Annotated in this window: 19 protein-coding genes and 1 pseudogene; 5 read left to right on the forward strand and 15 right to left on the reverse strand. The window is 69.9% G+C overall.

Annotated elements, in window-relative coordinates; translation table 11 throughout:
* The first annotated feature begins 56 nt into the window (after positions 1 to 56).
* Positions 57 to 1,496, forward strand: coding sequence for an NADP-dependent phosphogluconate dehydrogenase (gene gndA / locus AQJ46_RS41165; RefSeq protein ID WP_057617943.1), 1,440 nt, complete (start codon positions 57 to 59; stop codon positions 1,494 to 1,496).
* A 488-nt stretch (positions 1,497 to 1,984) separates the two neighbouring features.
* Here the strand turns inward: gndA and AQJ46_RS41170 are convergent, their stop codons facing one another.
* From AQJ46_RS41170 to AQJ46_RS41220, 12 genes and pseudogenes are all read right to left on the reverse strand, one after another.
* Positions 1,985 to 2,335, reverse strand: a complete 351-nt coding sequence (locus tag AQJ46_RS41170) for a GNAT family N-acetyltransferase (protein ID WP_059210451.1) — start codon at positions 2,333 to 2,335, stop codon at positions 1,985 to 1,987.
* A 35-nt stretch (positions 2,336 to 2,370) separates the two neighbouring features.
* Complete coding sequence (panD, locus tag AQJ46_RS41175; protein WP_059210452.1) at positions 2,371 to 2,790, reverse strand: aspartate 1-decarboxylase; 420 nt, start codon at positions 2,788 to 2,790, stop codon at positions 2,371 to 2,373.
* A 220-nt stretch (positions 2,791 to 3,010) separates the two neighbouring features.
* Positions 3,011 to 3,318, reverse strand: a pseudogene (locus AQJ46_RS53055) (MFS transporter); the annotation flags it as partial.
* A 170-nt stretch (positions 3,319 to 3,488) separates the two neighbouring features.
* Entirely contained in the window at positions 3,489 to 4,142 is a 654-nt protein-coding gene (locus AQJ46_RS41180) for an NAD(P)H-binding protein (protein WP_059210453.1), read from the reverse strand.
* Positions 4,143 to 4,196: 54 nt separating this feature from the next.
* Complete coding sequence (locus tag AQJ46_RS41185) at positions 4,197 to 4,826, reverse strand: TetR/AcrR family transcriptional regulator (RefSeq protein WP_225887524.1); 630 nt, start codon at positions 4,824 to 4,826, stop codon at positions 4,197 to 4,199.
* 38 nt (positions 4,827 to 4,864) lie between these two features.
* The gene (locus AQJ46_RS41190; protein WP_059210455.1) at positions 4,865 to 5,269 is read right to left on the reverse strand and encodes a PaaI family thioesterase; all 405 of its coding nucleotides are present in this window, start codon (positions 5,267 to 5,269) and stop codon (positions 4,865 to 4,867) included.
* A gap of 60 nt (positions 5,270 to 5,329) precedes the next feature.
* Entirely contained in the window at positions 5,330 to 6,208 is an 879-nt protein-coding gene (locus tag AQJ46_RS41195; protein ID WP_059210456.1) for an SMP-30/gluconolactonase/LRE family protein, read from the reverse strand.
* A gap of 14 nt (positions 6,209 to 6,222) precedes the next feature.
* Complete coding sequence (locus AQJ46_RS41200; RefSeq protein ID WP_059210457.1) at positions 6,223 to 7,188, reverse strand: sugar kinase; 966 nt, start codon at positions 7,186 to 7,188, stop codon at positions 6,223 to 6,225.
* The gene (locus tag AQJ46_RS41205; protein ID WP_059210458.1) at positions 7,185 to 7,805 is read right to left on the reverse strand and encodes a bifunctional 4-hydroxy-2-oxoglutarate aldolase/2-dehydro-3-deoxy-phosphogluconate aldolase; all 621 of its coding nucleotides are present in this window, start codon (positions 7,803 to 7,805) and stop codon (positions 7,185 to 7,187) included. The genes AQJ46_RS41200 and AQJ46_RS41205 overlap by 4 nt, the downstream gene beginning before the upstream one ends.
* A 46-nt stretch (positions 7,806 to 7,851) precedes the next feature.
* Positions 7,852 to 8,997, reverse strand: coding sequence for a galactonate dehydratase (gene dgoD, locus AQJ46_RS41210; RefSeq protein ID WP_059210459.1), 1,146 nt, complete (start codon positions 8,995 to 8,997; stop codon positions 7,852 to 7,854).
* The gene (locus tag AQJ46_RS41215) at positions 8,994 to 9,740 is read right to left on the reverse strand and encodes a FadR/GntR family transcriptional regulator (RefSeq protein WP_059210460.1); all 747 of its coding nucleotides are present in this window, start codon (positions 9,738 to 9,740) and stop codon (positions 8,994 to 8,996) included. Before AQJ46_RS41215 ends, dgoD begins: the two co-directional genes overlap by 4 nt.
* A 43-nt stretch (positions 9,741 to 9,783) precedes the next feature.
* A complete protein-coding gene (locus tag AQJ46_RS41220; RefSeq protein WP_107117422.1) occupies positions 9,784 to 10,527 on the reverse strand; it encodes an SDR family NAD(P)-dependent oxidoreductase in 744 nt (247 codons plus the stop codon).
* A gap of 168 nt (positions 10,528 to 10,695) precedes the next feature.
* On the opposite strand from AQJ46_RS41220, the gene AQJ46_RS41225 reads away from it, so the two are divergent.
* The 3 genes from AQJ46_RS41225 to AQJ46_RS41235 all read left to right on the forward strand — a co-directional run bounded on the left by AQJ46_RS41225 (position 10,696) and on the right by AQJ46_RS41235 (position 13,938).
* Positions 10,696 to 12,042, forward strand: coding sequence for an ABC transporter substrate-binding protein (locus AQJ46_RS41225; RefSeq protein ID WP_059210462.1), 1,347 nt, complete (start codon positions 10,696 to 10,698; stop codon positions 12,040 to 12,042).
* A 64-nt stretch (positions 12,043 to 12,106) separates the two neighbouring features.
* Positions 12,107 to 13,012, forward strand: coding sequence for a carbohydrate ABC transporter permease (locus tag AQJ46_RS41230; protein WP_059210463.1), 906 nt, complete (start codon positions 12,107 to 12,109; stop codon positions 13,010 to 13,012).
* Complete coding sequence (locus AQJ46_RS41235) at positions 13,009 to 13,938, forward strand: carbohydrate ABC transporter permease (protein WP_059210464.1); 930 nt, start codon at positions 13,009 to 13,011, stop codon at positions 13,936 to 13,938. The genes AQJ46_RS41230 and AQJ46_RS41235 overlap by 4 nt, the downstream gene beginning before the upstream one ends.
* A gap of 60 nt (positions 13,939 to 13,998) precedes the next feature.
* On the opposite strand, the gene AQJ46_RS41240 is transcribed toward AQJ46_RS41235, so the two are convergent.
* A complete protein-coding gene (locus tag AQJ46_RS41240) occupies positions 13,999 to 16,047 on the reverse strand; it encodes a glycoside hydrolase family 2 protein (RefSeq protein WP_059210465.1) in 2,049 nt (682 codons plus the stop codon).
* 159 nt (positions 16,048 to 16,206) lie between these two features.
* Here AQJ46_RS41240 and AQJ46_RS41245 point away from each other — a divergent pair, with 159 nt between their 5' ends.
* Positions 16,207 to 17,499: a cellulase-like family protein gene (locus tag AQJ46_RS41245; protein WP_059210466.1), complete on the forward strand. Its 1,293-nt coding sequence runs from the start codon at positions 16,207 to 16,209 to the stop codon at positions 17,497 to 17,499.
* Positions 17,500 to 17,686: 187 nt separating this feature from the next.
* On the opposite strand, the gene AQJ46_RS41250 is transcribed toward AQJ46_RS41245, so the two are convergent.
* The gene (locus AQJ46_RS41250; RefSeq protein ID WP_059210467.1) at positions 17,687 to 18,619 is read right to left on the reverse strand and encodes a sensor histidine kinase; all 933 of its coding nucleotides are present in this window, start codon (positions 18,617 to 18,619) and stop codon (positions 17,687 to 17,689) included.
* Positions 18,616 to 18,912 carry an STAS domain-containing protein gene (locus AQJ46_RS41255; RefSeq protein WP_059210468.1) on the reverse strand — a complete coding sequence of 99 codons (297 nt, stop codon included), beginning with the start codon at positions 18,910 to 18,912 and terminating at the stop codon, positions 18,616 to 18,618. The genes AQJ46_RS41250 and AQJ46_RS41255 overlap by 4 nt, the downstream gene beginning before the upstream one ends.
* Positions 18,913 to 19,061: the final 149 nt, after the last annotated feature.

The following is a 19,061-nucleotide window of genomic DNA, read 5'->3' on the forward strand; positions in this document are numbered from 1 at the left end:
CGGCAGCAGCGATCGATGACCTACGCGATCCACAGGATCTTTTGGGAGCAGGCGGTATGAGCACAACAGCGCAGATCGGCGTCACGGGCCTCGCGGTCATGGGCCGCAACCTGGCCCGCAACTTCGCCCGCAACGGCTATACGGTCGCCCTGCACAACCGGACCGCGTCGCGCACGCACGCCCTGGTCGAGGAGTTCGGCAGCGAGGGCGACTTCATCGCGGCCGAGACCGCCAAGGAGTTCGTGGCGGCGCTGGAGCGGCCGCGGCGGCTGGTCATCATGGTGAAGGCCGGTGAGCCGACCGACGCGGTGATCCAGGAGTTCGCACCGCTGCTCGAGCCCGGCGACATGATCATCGACGGCGGCAACGCGCACTTCGCGGACACCCGGCGCCGGGAGCGCGACCTGCGCGAGCAGGGCATCCATTTCGTCGGCATGGGCGTCTCCGGCGGCGAGGAGGGCGCGCTGCACGGACCGAGCATCATGCCCGGCGGCCCGAAGGAGTCGTACGACTCTCTCGGCCCGATGCTGGAGAAGATCTCCGCGAAGGCGGCGGACGGGGCGCCCTGTGTGACGCACGTCGGTCCTGACGGCGCCGGGCACTTCGTGAAGATGGTCCACAACGGCATCGAGTACGCCGACATGCAACTCATCGGCGAGGCGTACCAGTTGCTGCGGGACGTGGCCGGTTACTCCCCCGCCCAGATCGCCGACATCTTCCGCACCTGGAACACGGGCCGTCTGGACTCGTACCTGATCGAGATCACGGCCGAGGTGCTCTCCCACGTGGACGCGGCGACGGGCAAGCCGTTCGTGGACGTCGTGGTGGACCAGGCGGAGCAGAAGGGCACGGGCCGCTGGACCGTCCAGATCGCCCTGGACCTGGGGGTCCCGGTGTCGGGCATCGCGGAGGCGGTCTTCGCGCGGTCGCTGTCCGGTCACGCGGAGCTGCGGGAGGCGTCCCGCGGTCTCGCCGGGCCCAAGGCGTCGCCGTTGTCGGAGGCGGAGGCCGGGGCCTTCGCGGACCGTGTCGAGCAGGCGCTGTACGCCTCGAAGATCGTGTCGTACACGCAGGGCTTCCACGAGATCGCGGCCGCCCGTGAGGAGTACGACTGGGACATCGACCTGGGTGCCGTCTCGGCGATCTGGCGCGGCGGCTGCATCATCCGCGCGGCCTTCCTCGACCGCATCCGGTCCGCCTACGACACCCGCGCGGACCTGCCCAGCCTGCTCTCCGACGACACCTTCGCCCAGGAGATCGCCGACGCCCAGGACGACTGGCGCGAGGTCATCATCGCGGCCACCCGCCAGGGTGTCCCGACGCCCGGCTTCGCGGCCGCGCTGGCCTATTACGACGCACTGCGCGCCGAGCGGCTGCCCGCGGCGCTCACGCAGGGACAGCGGGACTTCTTCGGGGCGCACACGTACCGGCGCACGGACCGCGACGGTTCCTTCCACACGCTGTGGGGCGGGGACCGGTCCGAGGTGACCGGCTGAGCGCCGCCCTGACATGGAGGAGGGCCACCGCTCGGTGGCCCTCCTCCACTGTGTTCACGTGGGTCGCCGTCAGCTGAGCGGTGGACCCGGCTCCGGGTTCGGTACCGGTTCGGGGCCCGGCGGGACCGGGGACGGCGACGGGTCGGGGACGGGGCCCGGTCCTGGGCCCGGTCCCGGAGTCGGGTCCGGGTCCGGGGGTGACGGGGGCTCCGGGGTGGGGCCCGGCGGCGTGGGGACCGGGCCGGGGCCCGGAGTGGGACCCGGTGGGACGGGGTCGGGGTACGGATTGGTCATGGGGTCCTCCAGCCAGTCGGTCGACGTCGGCTCTGGACTACTCCCCCGCGTACCCGTGAGCCCTCCCGCCAGTCACCCACCCGCGTGACGGGCGTGGCCCGCGTGGGTGTGCTCGACGTGCGGTGCGGTGTCTCGACGTGCGATGCGGTGCGCGACGCCGGGCCTGACCGCGGCTTTCTTTCGGGCCCGCCCGCTCAGAAGCCCTCGGGGTTGGCCGCGAGCCACTCCCGCGCCGCACGGAGCAGTTCCGGGTCGGCTGCCGGGGCCTCGTCGGGGTGGCGCTCGGCCCACTTGACGACGTACGGGCAGAGCGGGGCGACGGTGACGCCCTCGCGAGCCGCGATGGTGTAGAGCTCGCGGGCCAGGGAGCCCGCGATGCCCTGTCCCTCGTGGGCCGGTTCCACGATGGTGTGGACCGGGACCAGTGCGCGTGCCGGGGATTCGAGGACGAAGTACTGGATGTGGCCCACGACCTCGCCTCCCTGGGAAGCGAGGGCCTCCAGCCGGCCGGCCTGTCGGTCGTCGCGGATCTCTATGTCGCTCATGGGCACGCTCCTGGTCCGAAGGTCGTCGATCGGGGTCAGGCCGACACCGCCTGCGGGCTGCGCTCCTGGTCCGAACCGGGCACCGGCTCGGACGGATCGGCCCCCAGCGCCACGATGCGGTTGCCGTGGTCCACGTGCACCACCCGGGGTACGAGCGCCCGCGCCTCGGCGTCGGTCACCTGAGCGTAACTGATGATGATCACCAGATCTCCGGGGTGGACGAGATGGGCGGCGGCACCGTTGATGCCGATCACGCCGGAGCCGCGCTCCCCCTCGATGACGTACGTCTCGAGCCGTGCGCCGTTGGTGATGTCGACGATGTGGACGAGCTCACCGGGCAGCAGATCGGCGGCGTCGAGGAGCTCCGCGTCGATGGTCACCGATCCCACGTAGTGCAGGTCGGCCTGGGTGACGGTGGCTCGGTGGATCTTGGACTTGAACATGGTACGCAGCATCCGGGCACTCCCACGAGTAGGCTCCCTGCCTGTTTTTCCAGGTCAAGGGCTGTTTTCGATGCATCAGGTTCGGGCGGGGCCGCCGGGGTCGTCCTCACGTTCCCGAAGCTGCCTCTCACGAACGACGGCAATCAGCGTACGCAACGGCCCCTCGAAGACTCTCGTGACGATCGCCACAGCCTGCGGCGGCGCGAGGTGGGTGCGCGCCAAGCAGAGGCGGTCATGAGGTCAGCTCGACGGTACGTGGGCGGTCCGGAGCGGGGCGCAGGATGCCGGCGGCGACGGTGGTGATCGCGCAGAACAGGGTGAGCAGCAGCAAGGTGTGGTTGAGGGCCATGAGGTGGGTCAGCCGGCCGATGACGGCAGGCCGGCGAGCATGCCGATGTAGCCGAGTCCGGCGACCCGGGAGACGTTGGTGCCCGCGGCTGCGGGATCGGTGTGTCCGGCAGCGCTGAACAGTTGGGGGACGCAGCCGCACAGGCCCAGGCCGAACAGCGCCCAGCCGGTCAGCGCCGCCCAGATCCAGGGCCGCCGCCGACGGCAGCAAACTCGGCCGCACCACCCACGCCTACGTCGGGCCGTCCACCCTGGTGGACACCCTTGTCACCGACACACGGCATCCGCCGACGAGACCACGGCACTCGAAAGCAACGGCACCACTGTCAAGATCGTCTGAGTCGGGGCGCCCACCGGGCCGGTCAGGGGCGGACGTTCGCGCGGACCGCCTCTGCGATGGGTGTCGACCCTGTGTTGAGTTCGAGGATCTGCCGCCCGATCCGGGGCTCGTGGAGCAGTTCGGCCAGGGTGGCGGCGACGTCGTCGCGAGTGATCTCACCGTGGAACTCCGCCGGCCCGAGGGACACGGTGCCGGTTCCCAGGCCGTCGAGGAGCAGCGAGGGGCGCAGGATCAGCCAGTTCAGGTCACTGCGGCCGAGTGCGACGTCGGCACCTTTCTTCACGGCGAAGTAGTACTCGACCTCCTCGCCGAGGTCGCGTTCCCGCCACGATTCCGGAAGCACCGACACGAGCGCGAAGCGCTCCACACCGGCGCGGCCCGCCGCCTCGATCGCTTTGACGACGCCGTCGCCGTCGATGGCCGTGGTGACCTCCTTGCTGCCACCGTTCGACCCGGCACTGAAGACGATCACGTCGACGTCACCGAAGGCTGCCGCCAGTTGCTCCACCGTCATGCTCGAGAGATCGCCGACTCGTGCGACCACTCCTCGCGTCGCCAGTTCAGCCTGCTGGTCGTCCCGGCGTACGAGCCCGTGGACGGTGTCTCCGCGCGAGCGCAGTTTCTGCGCAAGCAGACCACCGATGCCGCCGGTGATGCCGATGATGAAGACGTCCACCTTGGATGCTCCGTTCTCCCGATGCGGTCCTGCGCAGTGCTCGGCACCCGCGGTTCAGCCCAAGCGCAGCACATCGGCGATCGAGGGTGTGGACGCCTGGGATGCGGTGAGAAGGGCGCCGTGGACGGCTGAGGACGCCGCCCGTCTGACGTAGCGATCACTGTCCGAAGGCCAGGCATCGCGCTCTTGGTGGATCAGAAGGGAAACCGCCCCGTGCACGCCGGCACACACCACTCTGGCGGTTTCGGTCTTGCTCTCCACAGGTACCCCGGCATCAAGACAGGCTGCGACCTTGTCGCGGAAATAGCGGAAGCACGCGTCCTCGTTCTGGCGGCTGGCTTCGGTGGCCTCACCGGCCATCACCAGTCGGTACTGGGACGGATGGCGCAGTCCGAACGCGATATAGGCGACGCAGGTTTCATGGAGCGCCGTCACAGGGTCCGCGACGTCCCGGGACACTGCTTCCAACTCGATGAACAGGGAGCTCCACACACGCAGGCACGCCGCATGGACGAGTTCCCGCTTCGAGGCGAAGTGGAGGTAGACGGCCGGCGGGCTGACCCCCGCACGTGTCGCTACCGCCCGCACCGTCAGCGCGTCGGCGCCACCGTCTTCGAGTAGGTGATCGGCGATGTCGAGAAGCTGGTTCCGGAGCAGGCCGCCGTGCCCCTTGGCGGCGCGCACCCGGGAGTCCCGATGCTCTGACGGCCCGTCACCGAGCATCAAGGGGCCTTCGGTTTGACGGTCGTGACCACCTGGGTCACCCGGACGCACAGTTCGCCTTCGTCATCATGGATGTCCACCTCGACCACGCTGTTGCGCCCCACCCGCAAGGGACGAGCTGTCGCCACGACGCTCGTGCGTGCGGGCCGAAGAAAGTGCGTGCTCGACTCGACCGTGGCCGGCGCGGCGCCGGCTGGACCGTTGAGGGCGGCGCACACGGCAGCACACACGTCGGCGAGCCCCATCAACGCCCCTCCATGGAGGCCACCACCCACGGTGGAGAGGGACAGGTCGTGCACCAACCTGGCCTGCACACCGGCTTCCGATATCTCCTCGAACACGACTCCGAGCGTCTTGGCATACGGCGCCAGCGCGTAGACGTCTTCCGCTTCAAGTGTGGGCACAGGCTGCTCCCGTCTAGGTTAACTGCGATAACTTATCGGCGTTAACCTAGGTCGTCAATCTCAGAGGCGGCCCCGCCAGGAACACCCCGCCGTTCCTCCGACCGCTACCGGGAAGCCGAGCACCGCGCCGGACGTCGCCGTCGGGTTCTTCACCCCGTACCGGGCCGTGGTGACGAACAGGCGGTTGTCGTCGGGGGGCAGGCACACCGACGTGGGGTGCGGGGCGGGGACGGCCAGGGTGTGGAGGAGGTGACCGTCGGGGTGGTAGCGGCGGACCGCCCCGGCGCCCCACAGCGCGACCCACAGACAGCCCTCCGCGTCGACGGTCATTCCGTCGGGGCTGCCTTCGTCGTCAGGCAGTCGGGCGAAGGTTTCCGGGCTGCCCAGGAGATCGCCCGAGAGGGGGTCGATCCGGCAGCGGAGGATGGTGCCGACCGCCGTGTCGGCGAGGTACATGGTGGTGCCGTCCGCGGTGAACGCCGGGCCGTTGGCGATGGTCAGGCCGTCGAGGACGCGCACCACCGTGCCGTCGGGGTCCGTGCGGTACAACGAACCCGCCCCGGGGGTACCGTCGTAGGCCATGCTGCCGGCCCAGAAGCGACCCGCGGGGTCGGCGACGCCGTCGTTCATGCGGCTGGGGGACGGGGTGCGGTCCTCGGGGCGGTCCAGCCAGTCCAAGGCGCCGTCGGGGGTGAGCAGCGCGATGCCGGTTCCCGCGGCGGCGATCCAGGTGTCCGGTCGGCCGTGCACCGGCGCGACGGCACCCAACGGTACGTCGAGAACGGCGAGTTGAGTCGCCTCGCTGTCGTCGCGCAGTGCGAAGAGCCGACCGGTGAGGATGTCGACGTACACGTACCGGCCGTCGAACCAGCGGCCGCCCTCGGCGAGTTCGTACCCCCCGTCGACGACGACCGTCGCGGGCGCTGCCGTTGATGTCACGTTCGGTCTCCTGTTCAGCGAATCGTGGTGCCGTCGGGCTGGTCGAACAGCCCGAGTTCGTCCCGCGTCGGGAGGCCCTCCCAGTCGCCCCGGGTGGCGACGGCGAAGGCCGCGGTGGTGACGGCTCGGCCCAGCCGGGCCGTGATGTCCGCACCGTCGAGGAGTCCGGACAGGTATCCGGCCACGAAGGCGTCGCCCGCGCCGACCAGGTCGATCGCGTCGACCTGTCGAGCGGCGCGGTCCCTCGCCCCGTCGGATGTGACGGTGGTCGCGCCATGTGCGCCACGTTTGATGACCACCTCGGTGACGCCTGCGGCCAGGATGCCCTTCACGGCCTCGGATTCGTCCGCTCCGGGTTGCTCCAGTACCAGCGGCAGTTCGTCCTCGGACGCTATGAGCAGGTCGGTGTGGTCCAGCAGCGGCCACAAGGCCGCGCGGGCACGGTCGGTGGACCACAGCCGGGAGCGGTAGTTGACGTCGAGGCACACGGTGATGCCGGCCTCGCGAGCGGTGGTGGCGGCGGCCAGGACGGCTTCGGCGGCCGACGGGCCGAGCGCCGGTGTGATGCCGGTCAGATGCAGGATGCGGGCGCCGGGGGTCAGGGCCGGCAGTACGTCGGCCGGCGAGACCGCCGAACCGGCCGAACCCGCACGGTAGTAGCTGACGCGTGTCAGGGTGCCCAGGCGGGGTTCGGTCAGCAGCAGGCCGGTGGGCCGGTCGGTGTCGTCGGTGACCGCGTGGTCGACGTCGACGCCCTCGGCGCGCAGGGTGCGCAGGACCAGCGCGCCGAGTTCGTCCGCGCCGACCCGGCCCGCCCAGCGCACCCGGTGTCCGAGCCGGGCCAGGCCGATGGCGACGTTGGACTCGGCCCCCGCGACGGACAGGCCGAGGCCGCCGCCGAGCCGCAGCGCGCCCTGGGCCCGGAGCGCCGCCATGGTCTCGCCGAAGGTCACAACCTCGGCTGCGGCCGGGGTCGTCATGGCGTCTCCCCCGCGGCCACCTCGCGGAACTCGGCCGCCCGGGTGCGGAGTCCGGCGAGGTCGCCACCGTCGGCCGCGTCTCCCACGAGGGGTGAGCCGACGCCCACGGCGAGGGCACCCCGGTCCAGGTAGTCGCGTGCGGCCTGCGCGTCCACTCCGCCGACGGGCACGAAGGGCACCTCGGGGAAGGGATCCCGCAGAGCGCGCAGATACCCGGGCCCGCCGAGCGAGCCGGGGAAGAGTTTGATCGCGTCGGCGCCCTGTGCGAGGGCCTGTTCGATCTCGCTCGGGGTCAGGGCTCCCATGAGCACGGGTACGCCGAACTGCGCCAGCCCGTCGACCAGTGCCGGGGTGACGAGGTAGGACGCGCCGGCCTCCACGGCGCGGGCGGCGTCCGCGGCCGAGCGCACGGTTCCGGCGCCGAGGAGTGCGCCGGGGCCGAGTTCGGCGCGGGCCTGCTCGATGACGGTCAGGGCGTCGGCCGTGGTCAGGGAGACCTCGATGGCCGGAATGCCCTCCTCGGTGAGGGTGCGTACGGTCCGCAGGGCCGCGGCGGGATCCTTGCCCCGTACGATCGCCAAGAGGCGGTGGGCTCGGAGGGATTCCACCAGGTTCATGGGAGCGCTCTCTCCTTGGGTTCGGGGTATGGGGGCCTGAGGGTGCTCACCACTCGGTGAACGCCCCGTCCGCTCCGCGCCACACGGGGTTGCGCCAGCGGTGTCCGGTCTCGGCGGCCCGGCGCACCGCGTTCTCGTCGATGTCGACGCCGAGGCCGGGGCGGGAGCCGGCGACGGCGTATCCGTCCTGGAAGCGGAAGGGTTCGGGGTCCATCACGTACTCCAGCAGGTCGCACTGCTGGTTGTAGTGGATGCCCATGCTCTGTTCCTGGATGAGGAAGTTCGGCACGGAGAAGGCGATCTGGAGGCTTGCGGCCAGGGCGATCGGACCGAGCGGGCAGTGCGGGGCCAGGACGACGTCGTACGTCTCGGCCATGGCCGCGATGCGACGGACCTCGGAGATGCCGCCGGCGTGCGACAGGTCGGGTTGGGCCACGGCGATGCCGCTGGTCATGACCTCACGGAAGTCCCAGCGGGAGTACAGGCGTTCGCCGGTGGCGAGCGGAACGCTCGTGGACTCCACCAGGCTGCGCAGATGGCCCGAGTGTTCCGGTGTGACGGGCTCCTCGACGAACAGCGGGTGCAGGGGTTCGAGCAGGGGCAGCAGACGGCGTGACATGGCGGTGGAGGCCCGGCCGTGGAAGTCGACGGCGACGTCCCGCTCGTCGCCCAGCACCTCGCGGACGGCCGCGACGCGCTCGACGACCTCGGCGGTGCGGGCCGGGGTGTCGATCGGGGCGAGTTCGGCGGAGGCGTTCATCTTCACGGCGGTGAAGCCCGCCTTCATCTGTTCCTCGGCGAGTTCCGCGACATCGCTGGGGCGGTCTCCGCCGATCCAGGCGTACATCCGGACGCGGTCGCGTACGGGGCCGCCGAGCAGGCGGTGCACCGGGACGCCGTAGGTCTTGCCGGCGATGTCCCACAGGGCCTGGTCGATGCCGGCGACGGCGCTGGAGAGGATGGGGCCGCCCCGGTAGAAGCCGCCCTTGGTGAGCACCTGCCAGTGGTCCTCGATGCGCAGCGGGTCCCGGCCGACGAGGTAGTCGGCCAGTTCGTGCACGGCGGCGCGTACGGTCTCGGCGCGGCCCTCGATGACGGGTTCGCCCCAGCCGGTGACACCCTCGTCGGTGGCGACGCGCAGGAACAGCCAGCGCGGAGCCACCAGGAACGTCTCAAGTCCGGTTATCTTCAAGGAAGTTCCTTCGGCAGCGTATTCGTCGCCACGTCGTCGTGATCGTCGCGGGCCCGTACGGCCGCCAGGTCGTCGGAGGCCTGGGCCAGGAGGGACTCGACGGCGGCCACGGCGGCGTCCGGATCGCCTGCTTCGACCGCGTCCAGCAGTTCCTGGTGCACGGGGATGGAGTCGGAGAAGTGCCGGGCGCCGTGCACGATCCGGTCACGGATGCGCAGGCCGGCCTCGATGACGACCTCCATCCGGCTGAGCAGTTCGTTGTGCGCGGACTCCAGCAGGGCACGGTGGAATGCCAGGTCCGCCTCGACCATCGCGTCCGCGTCCGCGCCGGCCGCGGCCATGGCCTCGAGCGCCTGCCGCATCGCGTCCAGGTCGGAGGAGGTGCGTCGGGTCGCGGCGAGGCGGGCTCCGGCGGGTTCGACGATCGCGCGGACCTCGGCGAGGTCCTCCAGGAAGCCGTCGGTCGGAGCGCTGCTGCCCTGCCAGCGCAGCAGGTCGCTGTCGAGCAGGTTCCAGTCGGCGCGGGGGCGGATGGTCGTACCGCGCTTCTGCTTCGACTCGAGCAGGCCCTTGGAGGCCAGTACGCGCATGGCCTCGCGGACCACGGTCTTGCTGACGCCGAGTTCCGTCTCGAACCCGGTCGGGTCCACCACGGAGCCCGGGGGGTAGTCGCCGCGGATGATGCGTCGGCCCAGCTCCTCCACGGCCTGGCCGTGCAGCCCCTTCGGGGGATGGGTCACCACGTGCTCCGTTTCCGTATCGGTCCTGACGTGCTGTGCGCACTGCTCACGAGGACTCCTTCATGACGCTCCATCCTCCATCGACCACCAGGCCGGCTCCGGTCACATAGGAGGCGTCCGCCGATGCCAGGAAGGCGACGGCGGCCGCCACCTCCTCCGGCTGCCCGAACCTCCGGGCCGCGGTGGCCGCCACGCTGCGTTCCCGGTCCGGCTCGGGGATGCCGTCCCAGGCGGCGGTGAGGATGGGTCCGGGCAACACGGTGTTGACCCGGATGTCAGGACCGTACTCGACGGCCAACTGCCGTCCCAGGGAGCACAGTGCGCCCTTCGCGGCGGCGTAGGCGGCATGGCCCGGCAGCCCGATGACGGCGTGCACCGAGGAGGTCAGCACGACGGAGCCCCGGGCTTCCCGCAGCATGGCCGCGAAGGTCTTCATCGCCCGCCAGGCGGGCTTGAGGAGCACGGCCATCTGACCGTCCCACTCGGCCTCGCTCAGTTCGTCGGCGGGCTTGTTGAGCTGGGCGAAGGCGTTGCTGTGCAGCACGTCCAGCCGCCCGTGATGCTCGGCGACATGGCGGGCCAGGTTCTCCCAGTCGCCGGCCGAGGTCACGTCGCAGCGCACGTACTCCGCGCGTCCACCGCTGTTGGTGATGCCTGCCGCGACCGCCTTGCCGGCTGTGTCGTCCACGTCCGTGACCACGACCACCGCTCCTTCGGCCGCGAGCCTGCGTGCCGTGGCCGCGCCAATGCCGTGCGCGGCACCGGTGATCACCGCCACGCGCCCGGTCATCCTGCGGCATTCCGTCATCACGTGCTCTCCCCTCGCTCCTGCCTACGTGCCCACCATAGCTGTTTCAATTAATTATGAATATATCTTGACGGGGTGGCGATACCGCTCCGAAACTGACCGGCATGCAACAGGCACCTTCAGTACGAAGCTAGGAAGGACCTCCTCCCCATGAGCCGCACCACACCCCGCCGCCGAAGCCGGGGCGCACTCGCAGTGACCCTTGCCGCAGCCTCCCTGCTGATCTCCGCCTGCGGGGGTTCGACCGGTTCGAAGGACCCCGCGGTCCAGAAACCTGTCAAGCCCGGCCAGAAGGTCGACCTGCGCTTCTGGTCGTGGGTCCCCGGTGTCGACAAGGCTGTCGACAAGTGGAACGCCACCCACCCGGACATCCACGTCAAACTGGAGAAGATCCCGGCGGGCAGCAGCGGCGGCTACGCCAAGATGCGCGCCGCGCTCAAGAGCGGCAACGCGCCCGACCTGGCACAGGTGGAGTACCAGGAGATCCCCTCGTTCCTCCTGGAGAACGGCCTGGTGAACCTGTCCCAGTACGGCGCGGACAAGGACCGGTCGAAGTTCGTGGACTGGCAGTGGCAGCAGGGAGTCTTCGACAAGGCCGTCTACGCGATCCCCCAGGCATCCGGTCCGATGGGCCTGTTCTACCGCTCCGACCTGTACAAGAAGTGGGGCATCAAGCCGCCCGCCACCTGGGAAGAGTTCGCCCAGGCCGCGCAGAAGATCCACGATGCCGACCCGAAGGCCTACATCAGCACCTTCCCGGCCGGCAACTCCGCCTGGTTCACCGCCCTCGCATGGCAGGCCGGCGCCAAGTGGTTCGGCGTGAACGGCGACACCTGGACGGTGAACATCAACTCGCCGCAGACCCTCAAGGTCGCCGCCTTCTGGGACGACCTGCGCAGCAAGAAGGTGATCAAGACCGAACCCGACTTCGCCAACGGCTGGTACAAGGACCTGCAGAGCGGTGCCATCACCTCGTGGGTCAGTGCCCAGTGGGGCGACGCCATCATCAGCGGCAACGCTCCTCAGACCGCCGGCAAATGGGCGGTCGCACCCATGCCGCAGTGGACAAGGGGCTCGAACGTGTCCGCGAACTGGGGCGGATCCTCCACGGCTGTCCTCAAGGGCGCGGGGCACATCCCCGAGGCCCTGAAGTTCGCCGAATGGCTCAACACCGACCCCACGAGCGTCGACCTGCTGCTGCAGGGCGGATACGGCTGGCCCGCGGCGGCCGACGGGTACAAGGGCTCCTCGCTGGACAAGCCGTCATCGTTCTTCGGAGGCCAGAAGTACAACGAGGTCTTCGCGGAGGCGGACAAGAGCATCGACAACTCGTGGAAGTGGATACCCACGATCGACGCCACCTACCAGCACCTCAACGACGGCTTCCAGGCCGCCCTGGCCGGCAAGGGCACGTTCGTCTCCGCGGTCCAGCAGGCGCAGAAGCAGACCGTCGAGGACCTGAAGAGGAAGGGTCTGAAGGTTTCCACCGGCCAGTGACCACCTCCGGAGGGCGCGACACGGCCGCCGCCGTTCTGCCCTCCGGACTCCAGAAAGAACCCTGATGCCCACCCGAGCGCCCCGTCGCCGCAGAAATCTGGCGCCCGTCGTCTTCGTCGCGCCGTTCCTCCTGCTGTTCCTCCTGACCTTCGCCCTCCCCATCGGCTACGCCGTCTACCAGAGCGTCATGGATGTCGAGCACACCGGAGCCCTGGGGCTCGGCGGCAGCCATACCGTCTTCGTAGGGCTCGGCAACTACTCCGACGCGTTGTCCGATCACGCCTTTGTGCGCAGCATCGGTCGCGTACTGCTGTTCGCGGCCGTCCAGGTACCGGTGATGGTCGCGTTGTCCGCCGGGCTCGCGCTGCTGCTGGACAGCGCCTCGGCCAGAGGCGTGCGGTTCTTCCGCGCCGCCTTCTTCCTGCCCTACGGCGTTCCGGGGGTCATCGCGTCCATCCTGTGGGGCTTCTTGTACGTTCCGGGAGTCAGCCCTCTCGTGGACGGCATGAGCCACCTGGGGGTGTCGGTCGACCTGCTGGGCGGAAACAACGTTCTGTGGTCCATCGCGAACATCGTCACGTGGGAGTTCGCCGGCTACAACGTTCTGGTTCTCGTCGCCCAGTTGCGCACCATCCCCGCGGAGCTGTACGAGGCCGCCCGCATCGACGGCGCCAGTGCGTGGATGACGGTCCGGCACGTCAAACTGCCGCTGCTGCGCCCGGCGCTGATCCTCACCACGGTCTTCACCATCATCGGCACGTTGCAACTGTTCGCAGAACCGCTGGTGCTCAAGCCCGTCTCATCGAGTATCGACAGCGCCTACACCCCCAACCTCAGCGCCTACAACGAGGCGTTCACCAACGACAACTACCACCTCGCCGCTGCCGAGGCAGTGCTGCTCGCCCTCGCCGCGTTCGTGCTCTCCTTCGGTTTCCTGCGGCTGATCAACAAGAGAGGCGGGGACGCGTGAGTCTCCAGACACCGGCCCGCGAGGTCCCGCCGCGGGGCGAGACGCCGGCCTCCGACGACGGCACGAAGCCGGGCAGCGGCATCACCGAGGTCACCACGCGCAGTCGTATCCTGGTCACCGGCCTGCTCGTGGCGGCCGCCGGATACTTCCTGCTCCCGGTGTACTGGCTGGCCGTGGCGTCCACCAAGTCCACCGGCAACCTGTTCGGCAGCTTCGGGTTGTGGTTCTCCCATCCCCAGTTCCTGAGCAACCTGCGCCAGGTGGTCACCTACGACCATGCGATCTACCTGCGCTGGGCCGCCAACAGCCTGCTGTACGCGGGCGTCGGCGCGGTCGTGGCGACGCTTTTGGCCGCGATGTCCGGCTACGCGCTGGCCAAGTTCTCCTTCGCCGGCCGCGACACGCTCTTCAACATCGTGCTGGGTGGCGTCCTGATCCCCGCCACGGCGCTGGCACTGCCCATGTACCTGCTGTTCAGCCAAGCAGGCCTGGCCAACACCTACTGGGCCGTCCTGCTGCCGAGCTTCGTCAGCCCCTTCGGCGTGTACCTGTGCCGGATCTACGCCGCGGCATCCATACCGGACGAGCTGTTGGAGGCCGCGCGCATCGACGGCGCGGGCGAGATCCGCATCTTCACGGTCGTCGCGCTGCGCATCATGACCCCCGCCCTGGTGACGATCTTCCTCTTCCAGTTCGTCGGCATCTGGAACAACTACTTCCTGCCGCTGGTCATGCTGTCCGACTCCAAGCTGTACCCGATCACCCTGGGTCTGACGTCGTGGCAGTCCTTCGCCGACCGCCAGCCTCAGCTCTACCAGCTGACCGTCGGAGGTGCCTTCGTCTCCGTCGTCCCTCTGATGATCGCCATGGTCGTCCTGCAGCGCTTCTGGCGCAGCGGTCTGACCGAGGGCAGCGTAAAGGGCTGAGAGCTCGATGGCAGGAAGGGGGAGGGGCTGACCGCCCCTCCCCCTTCAGTTGTTCGACGCTCACTCGCCGCCCGGCACGGCCGCCTTCCGGAAGGCGTCGTAGACCAGCTTGGGCCGCTCCTCCGCGAACGTCAGCAGGCCCATCACGGAGATCCCGTTGTAGTCCTGGTTGTACCCGGCCCGCTCCTTGTAGTCCTTGAGCACCCAGTAGGTGAACCCGGCCACGAACGCGCCGCGCGCGGTCACCTGCGCCCAGTGCGCGGTGAAACTCGCCGCCTGCCACTCCTCCGTACCCTGCGTGGTGTCGGGGCCGTGGGTGCCGGCCACGGACCAGGTGCCGTTCTCGGTGATCAGGATCGGCTTGTCGGGATACTTCGCGTGCACGGCGTCCAGCGTGGGACCGAGGTCGGTGTCCTTGCCGTAGAAGTAGCCGAAGTACTCGTTGAACCCGATCACGTCGGCGAGGTCGAACGCGGGGTCGTTGCTCGTGTTGGAGGCCCAGGTCACCGGGCGGGCGGTGAGGTCGACCGCCTTGACGGCCGCCTTCAGGTCAGCGAGCCAGGCCCGGTAGACGGGCGCGCCGTCCGCGTCGATCTCCGACTCGTTCTGCAGCCCCCACAGGATCACCGAGGGGTGGTTGTGCTGGTTCCACGCCATGGTCAGGGCCAGGGCGCGGGCGAGGCCGTAGCGCTCGGTCTGGAGCTTCTCCTGGGCGGTGTTGAGCCACATGGTGTCGATGTCGTCCATCACCAGCACGCCGTGCGCGTCGGCCCAGTCGTAGACGTAGGGGTGGCGGTTGTAGACGCAGTTGCGGATGAAGTTGGCGCCCAGTGTCGTGAGGTGGCCCAGTTCCCGGTCGTACTCGGTCGGCGTCATCGCCCTGCCGTGTGCCGCCGTCTCCTCGTGCCAGTTGAGGCCCTTGAGGAACAGCGGCTTGTCGTTCAGGCGCAACCGGGCGTCGTCGATGCTCAGTTCGCGTACGCCGTACACGGTGGTCAGCGTGTCCACCCGTGGGCCCGAGGACCTTCCGGCGGTCAGGGTGGCCCGGGCGGTGAGCGTGTGCGGCGCGGCCGGGCTCCAGCGGGGCGCGCCGGGTATGCGGACCACGACGCGTACGACTCCCGCCGACCGGGCGGCGATCCGGGCCGCGACCACCGTGGGCCGGCCGCCGCTCCCCCGGCCGGGGTCCAGGGTGATCCGGCCGTCGAAGTCCGAGTCGCCGTGATTCTCGACGACCGCGTGTGCCGTAAGGCGCCCGTCCGACGCGGCCACGAGCAGTTTGGCGACGGTGACCTGCGGGACCGCCTCGATCCAGGCCGACCGGGTCAGACCCGCGTAGGGCCAGTGGTCGACGGGCTTGTAGGGCAGTTCGTGGTCGTCGGTGACGGGCTGCGGAGTCGAGGCCGTGTAGTCGGTGTAGCTCGCCCGGCGAAAGACGCGCACGGCGATCGTCTGGCGGGTTCCCGGCCGCAGCGCCCCCGCCACCGGAAGCGCGAAGGGCGAGTTGGCGCCCTCGTGCTTGCCGAGGTGCTTGCCGTCGAGCCAGACCTCGGCGCTGTAGCCGGCGGCGAGGAAGGCGATGCGTACGTGCCGGGCACGCCAAGAGGCGGGCACGTCGACGATCGTGCGGTACCAGGCGTAGCCGTCGCTGAACGCCGTGCCCTGACCGAAGGGGGCGGTCTGCGAGCCGAATCCGGGGGTGTTCAGCAGGTCCCAGGCCGCCGGGACGTCGATGAGGTCCCAGGCCCGGTCGTCGTGGTGCGGGGACTGCCAGGTCTCGCCGAGTCCCTGGTCGGCGGGGTCGAAGCGGAAGCGCCACCGCTTGTCCAGGGACAGGTAGTCGCGGGTGGGCTCGTGGGTGCGCCAGCCGTCGAAGGCCGGAAGCACCGTGCCGTACTGGAAGACGACGTTGGTGCCGCCGACGTCGCGCACATGGGTGCCGGACGGCTCGGTGGCGGGGTGGGAGTCGAGAACCGGGCCGTTCGCGGCGGCCGTGGCCGTGCCGTCCGCCGCTCGTGCCGTCTGCGGCCAGGCCGGCAGGGCGACGACGGTGGCCGCCCCTAGTGCCGTGACGACGGTGCGCCGGGACAAGTGGATGGATTCGGTCATGACAGGCGGCTCCTCGAGGCACATACGTGTTCGTCCGCCCCACAGCCTGGACAACCCCGTCACCCTCGTCAAGGATTATTCATAAATAATGAATTGAGCTAGCGTGGTGCCGTCGAGCCACCGACGACGTCCCACCGCACACGAACGACGGGTGACCTCATGACCACCGCACGACAGCAATCCACCACCAGCGAGAACACGGGCCGACTCGCCATCACCTTGTGGGACTTCAGCTGGTACACACAGGCAGGGCCCGGCGAGCCCTTCGCCGACCTCGACCGCGCGTTCGCCGAGACGGTGGACCGCGGCTTCAACACGGTGCGCATCTGCGCCATGCCCTTCCTGCTGTTCTCCGGACGCGTCGCGGACCCGGAGTCCCTCCAGGTCCGCGGCCTGGGCGAGCAGTTCGGACAGCGCACCCGCTGGTACGACGTGCGCGGCGGCTACCCGCTGGACGGCCGCCGACGGCTCGTCGAGCTGTTCGAGGCCGCCGCCCGCCACGACTGCAAGGTGATCGTGTCCTCCTGGGAGTACCAGCAGTCCCCCAGCTTCGCCGACACCGACGCCTGGCACCGCGCCCTGGCCGCGGTCCCCGGCCCGGATCGCGCCGAGGCGGTGGCCGAAGCCCTCGCCGGACTCCTCGACTTCCTCACCGAGCGCGGGCTGGCCGACCACGTCGCCTACGTCGAAGTGCACAACGAGGTCGACAACTGCGACCTGGTACCGGCGGACGGCACCCCCGGTCACTACGCCCGGCTGCGCGGCCCCCTCGAACGCGCGGTGAAGCTGCTCCAGGCACGCCACCCCGCCGTCCCCGTCACCTACTCGCTGGGCGAGCCCTGGCCCGGCGAACTCGACGACCTGCCGGAACAGGCGCAGATCGCGCACTTCCACTTCTACGTCTACGGCGTGCTCGGCGCGCTGTACGAGGCTGTCGGACTCGGGCACGGCACCGAAGCGGCGCCCGAGACGGCCACCTGGCCCACCCCCGAACTGGCCGCCATGCTGCGCCCCGACGCACCGCCGTTCGCCGACTACCAGCCCGACGAGCCCTGGCGGCTGGCCGCGACCGGGATCCCGCGTGAACTGTTCTACGCACACGACTGGGTCGACCCCGACCGCTGGGACCTGTGGCTCTACGAGAACTATCCGGCGCACCGGCAGGCGATGCGGGACACGCTGGCCGGGTGGGTCGACTCCGTCGCGGAGTTCGCCCGTCGCCGTGCCGTCCCCGCCGTCCTCGGCGAAGGTGTCGTGGGCTACACCCCGCTGCTGACGCGCTTCGAGGAGGACGCCGTCGGCAAGGACATCGCCGAGTTCGTCGTCGACCGCTGCCTCGCCGCGGGTTTCCAGGGCGTCGTCCTGACCTCCAACGCGGCCCCGCACCACCCCATGTGGCACACCGACCGGGACTGGATGCGGCGGGTCAACTCCCGTGTCACCGCGGCCTGAACGCCTCCGCGGCTGCGACGAGTGCCGCACTGCGCCGCCGAGAATGCCGAGGAACGTCGGCAGCCCCGACCCCACGACGCGGGACACCGAGTCGGGGCTGCCGCCGGTGCTCAGCCAGATCTACAGCCCAGCCAGATCTACAGCGCCTCCTCGAACTCATCGCACGGGCCAAGGACAGCGCGGCGACCTACGCGAGCTGACCGAGGTAGCAGCGAACGGCCGTTCCGTCGGGGCCGGTGTGGATGCGTACGAGGTCGGCGAGGGAGTGCACGAGCAGCAGGCCCCGGCCGCCGAGCTTGTCCCGTGCGGGTGGGCGACGGCCGGCGAGCGGATCGTTCAGGTCCCCCTGGTCGCGCACCTCGCACACCACTTGGCCCCCGTCGGCCCACACCCGCAGGATGCCGGAACCCCCGCCGTGCACGACGCTGTTGGTGGTCAGCTCGGCCACGATCAGGGCCACGTCCTCCAGACGGACGCCGGAAAGACCGAACCGCGCGGCCCGTTCGACCGCGAAGTGCCGGGCGCTCGGCAACTGATCGGCATGGAAGACGAGTTCGTCGGCCTCCGCCGGCTGCTCCAGGTGCTGGTTGTAGCGTGCGACCACCTGCTCGGGGGCGTAGGCGGTGCTGGGCCGTTCCGTGCCGCCGGAGATGACCAGGGGATGGGTCGCGTACGCGTCGGTGAGTACCTGCTCGTCGAGGCGGTCGGCGTCGTACGGGCACAGGATGGTGACTTCCCGGCCTTGGAACGCCGGGTTGATCAGCGCCTCGTGCTGGACGCACGCCGGGTACTCCACGGTGCTGCGGCCGGCCCAGATCGGCTCCCCGATGATCCGTACCCGCGTCCCGCGATGGGCGTCCGCGAAGGCACGCAGCACCCTGGGGATGATCCGACCCGGATTGCGCCCCGCCTCGGTCATGTCGAGGAACTTCACGTGTGCGACGTCCTCGTCCAGAGCCGCCTTGAGCATGGCGAGGTTCGGCCCCGGCACGGCCACCGCCACCGGCTCGCCGGCCTTCAGGCCGTCCCGGATGAAGGGCACCGTGCCGTGCAGATACTCCTCCTCGCCTCGGTAGAACAAGGCGGGGTGAACGAACGGTTCGACGCTGGGAGCCGTCATCGCCCCATCACCTCGACAGAAAGCAAGTCCGGCCAGAACATGTCCAGAACGCGCCGCAGGGTGGCGGGCGGCTCCTCGAGTACGATGCGTCGCCCCTGCGGCAGGCCCTGGGCGGTCATCGCCAAAGCGGAGACACCGGCGACGTCGACGAAGGTGACCGCTGAAAGCTCCAAGTGGCACGTCTCTTCGTCGCTCCGGGCAAGGCGGTCCAGCGTCCGTTCCCAGGCCGGGCGGGTGAGCAGACTGATCTCGCCTGCCGCTCTCCAGCCGGGCCGGTCCCTCAGCGGGAGCATGCGCAGAACGCTCCCGGGCGGGCCCGACGATGCCGTCGGCGCGTCCGCCTCCCTGGAACTCTCCACGCAGTCACCCCTGGTCGCCCGCCGTCCTGCTCCCCAGTATCTCCTTCCGGTGGAGAGTAGGCGACGACAGCGTGCCGAAGGAC

Origin of the sequence: Streptomyces canus, assembly GCF_001514145.1 — a bacterium.
Classification (GTDB): Bacteria; Actinomycetota; Actinomycetes; order Streptomycetales; family Streptomycetaceae; genus Streptomyces; species Streptomyces canus.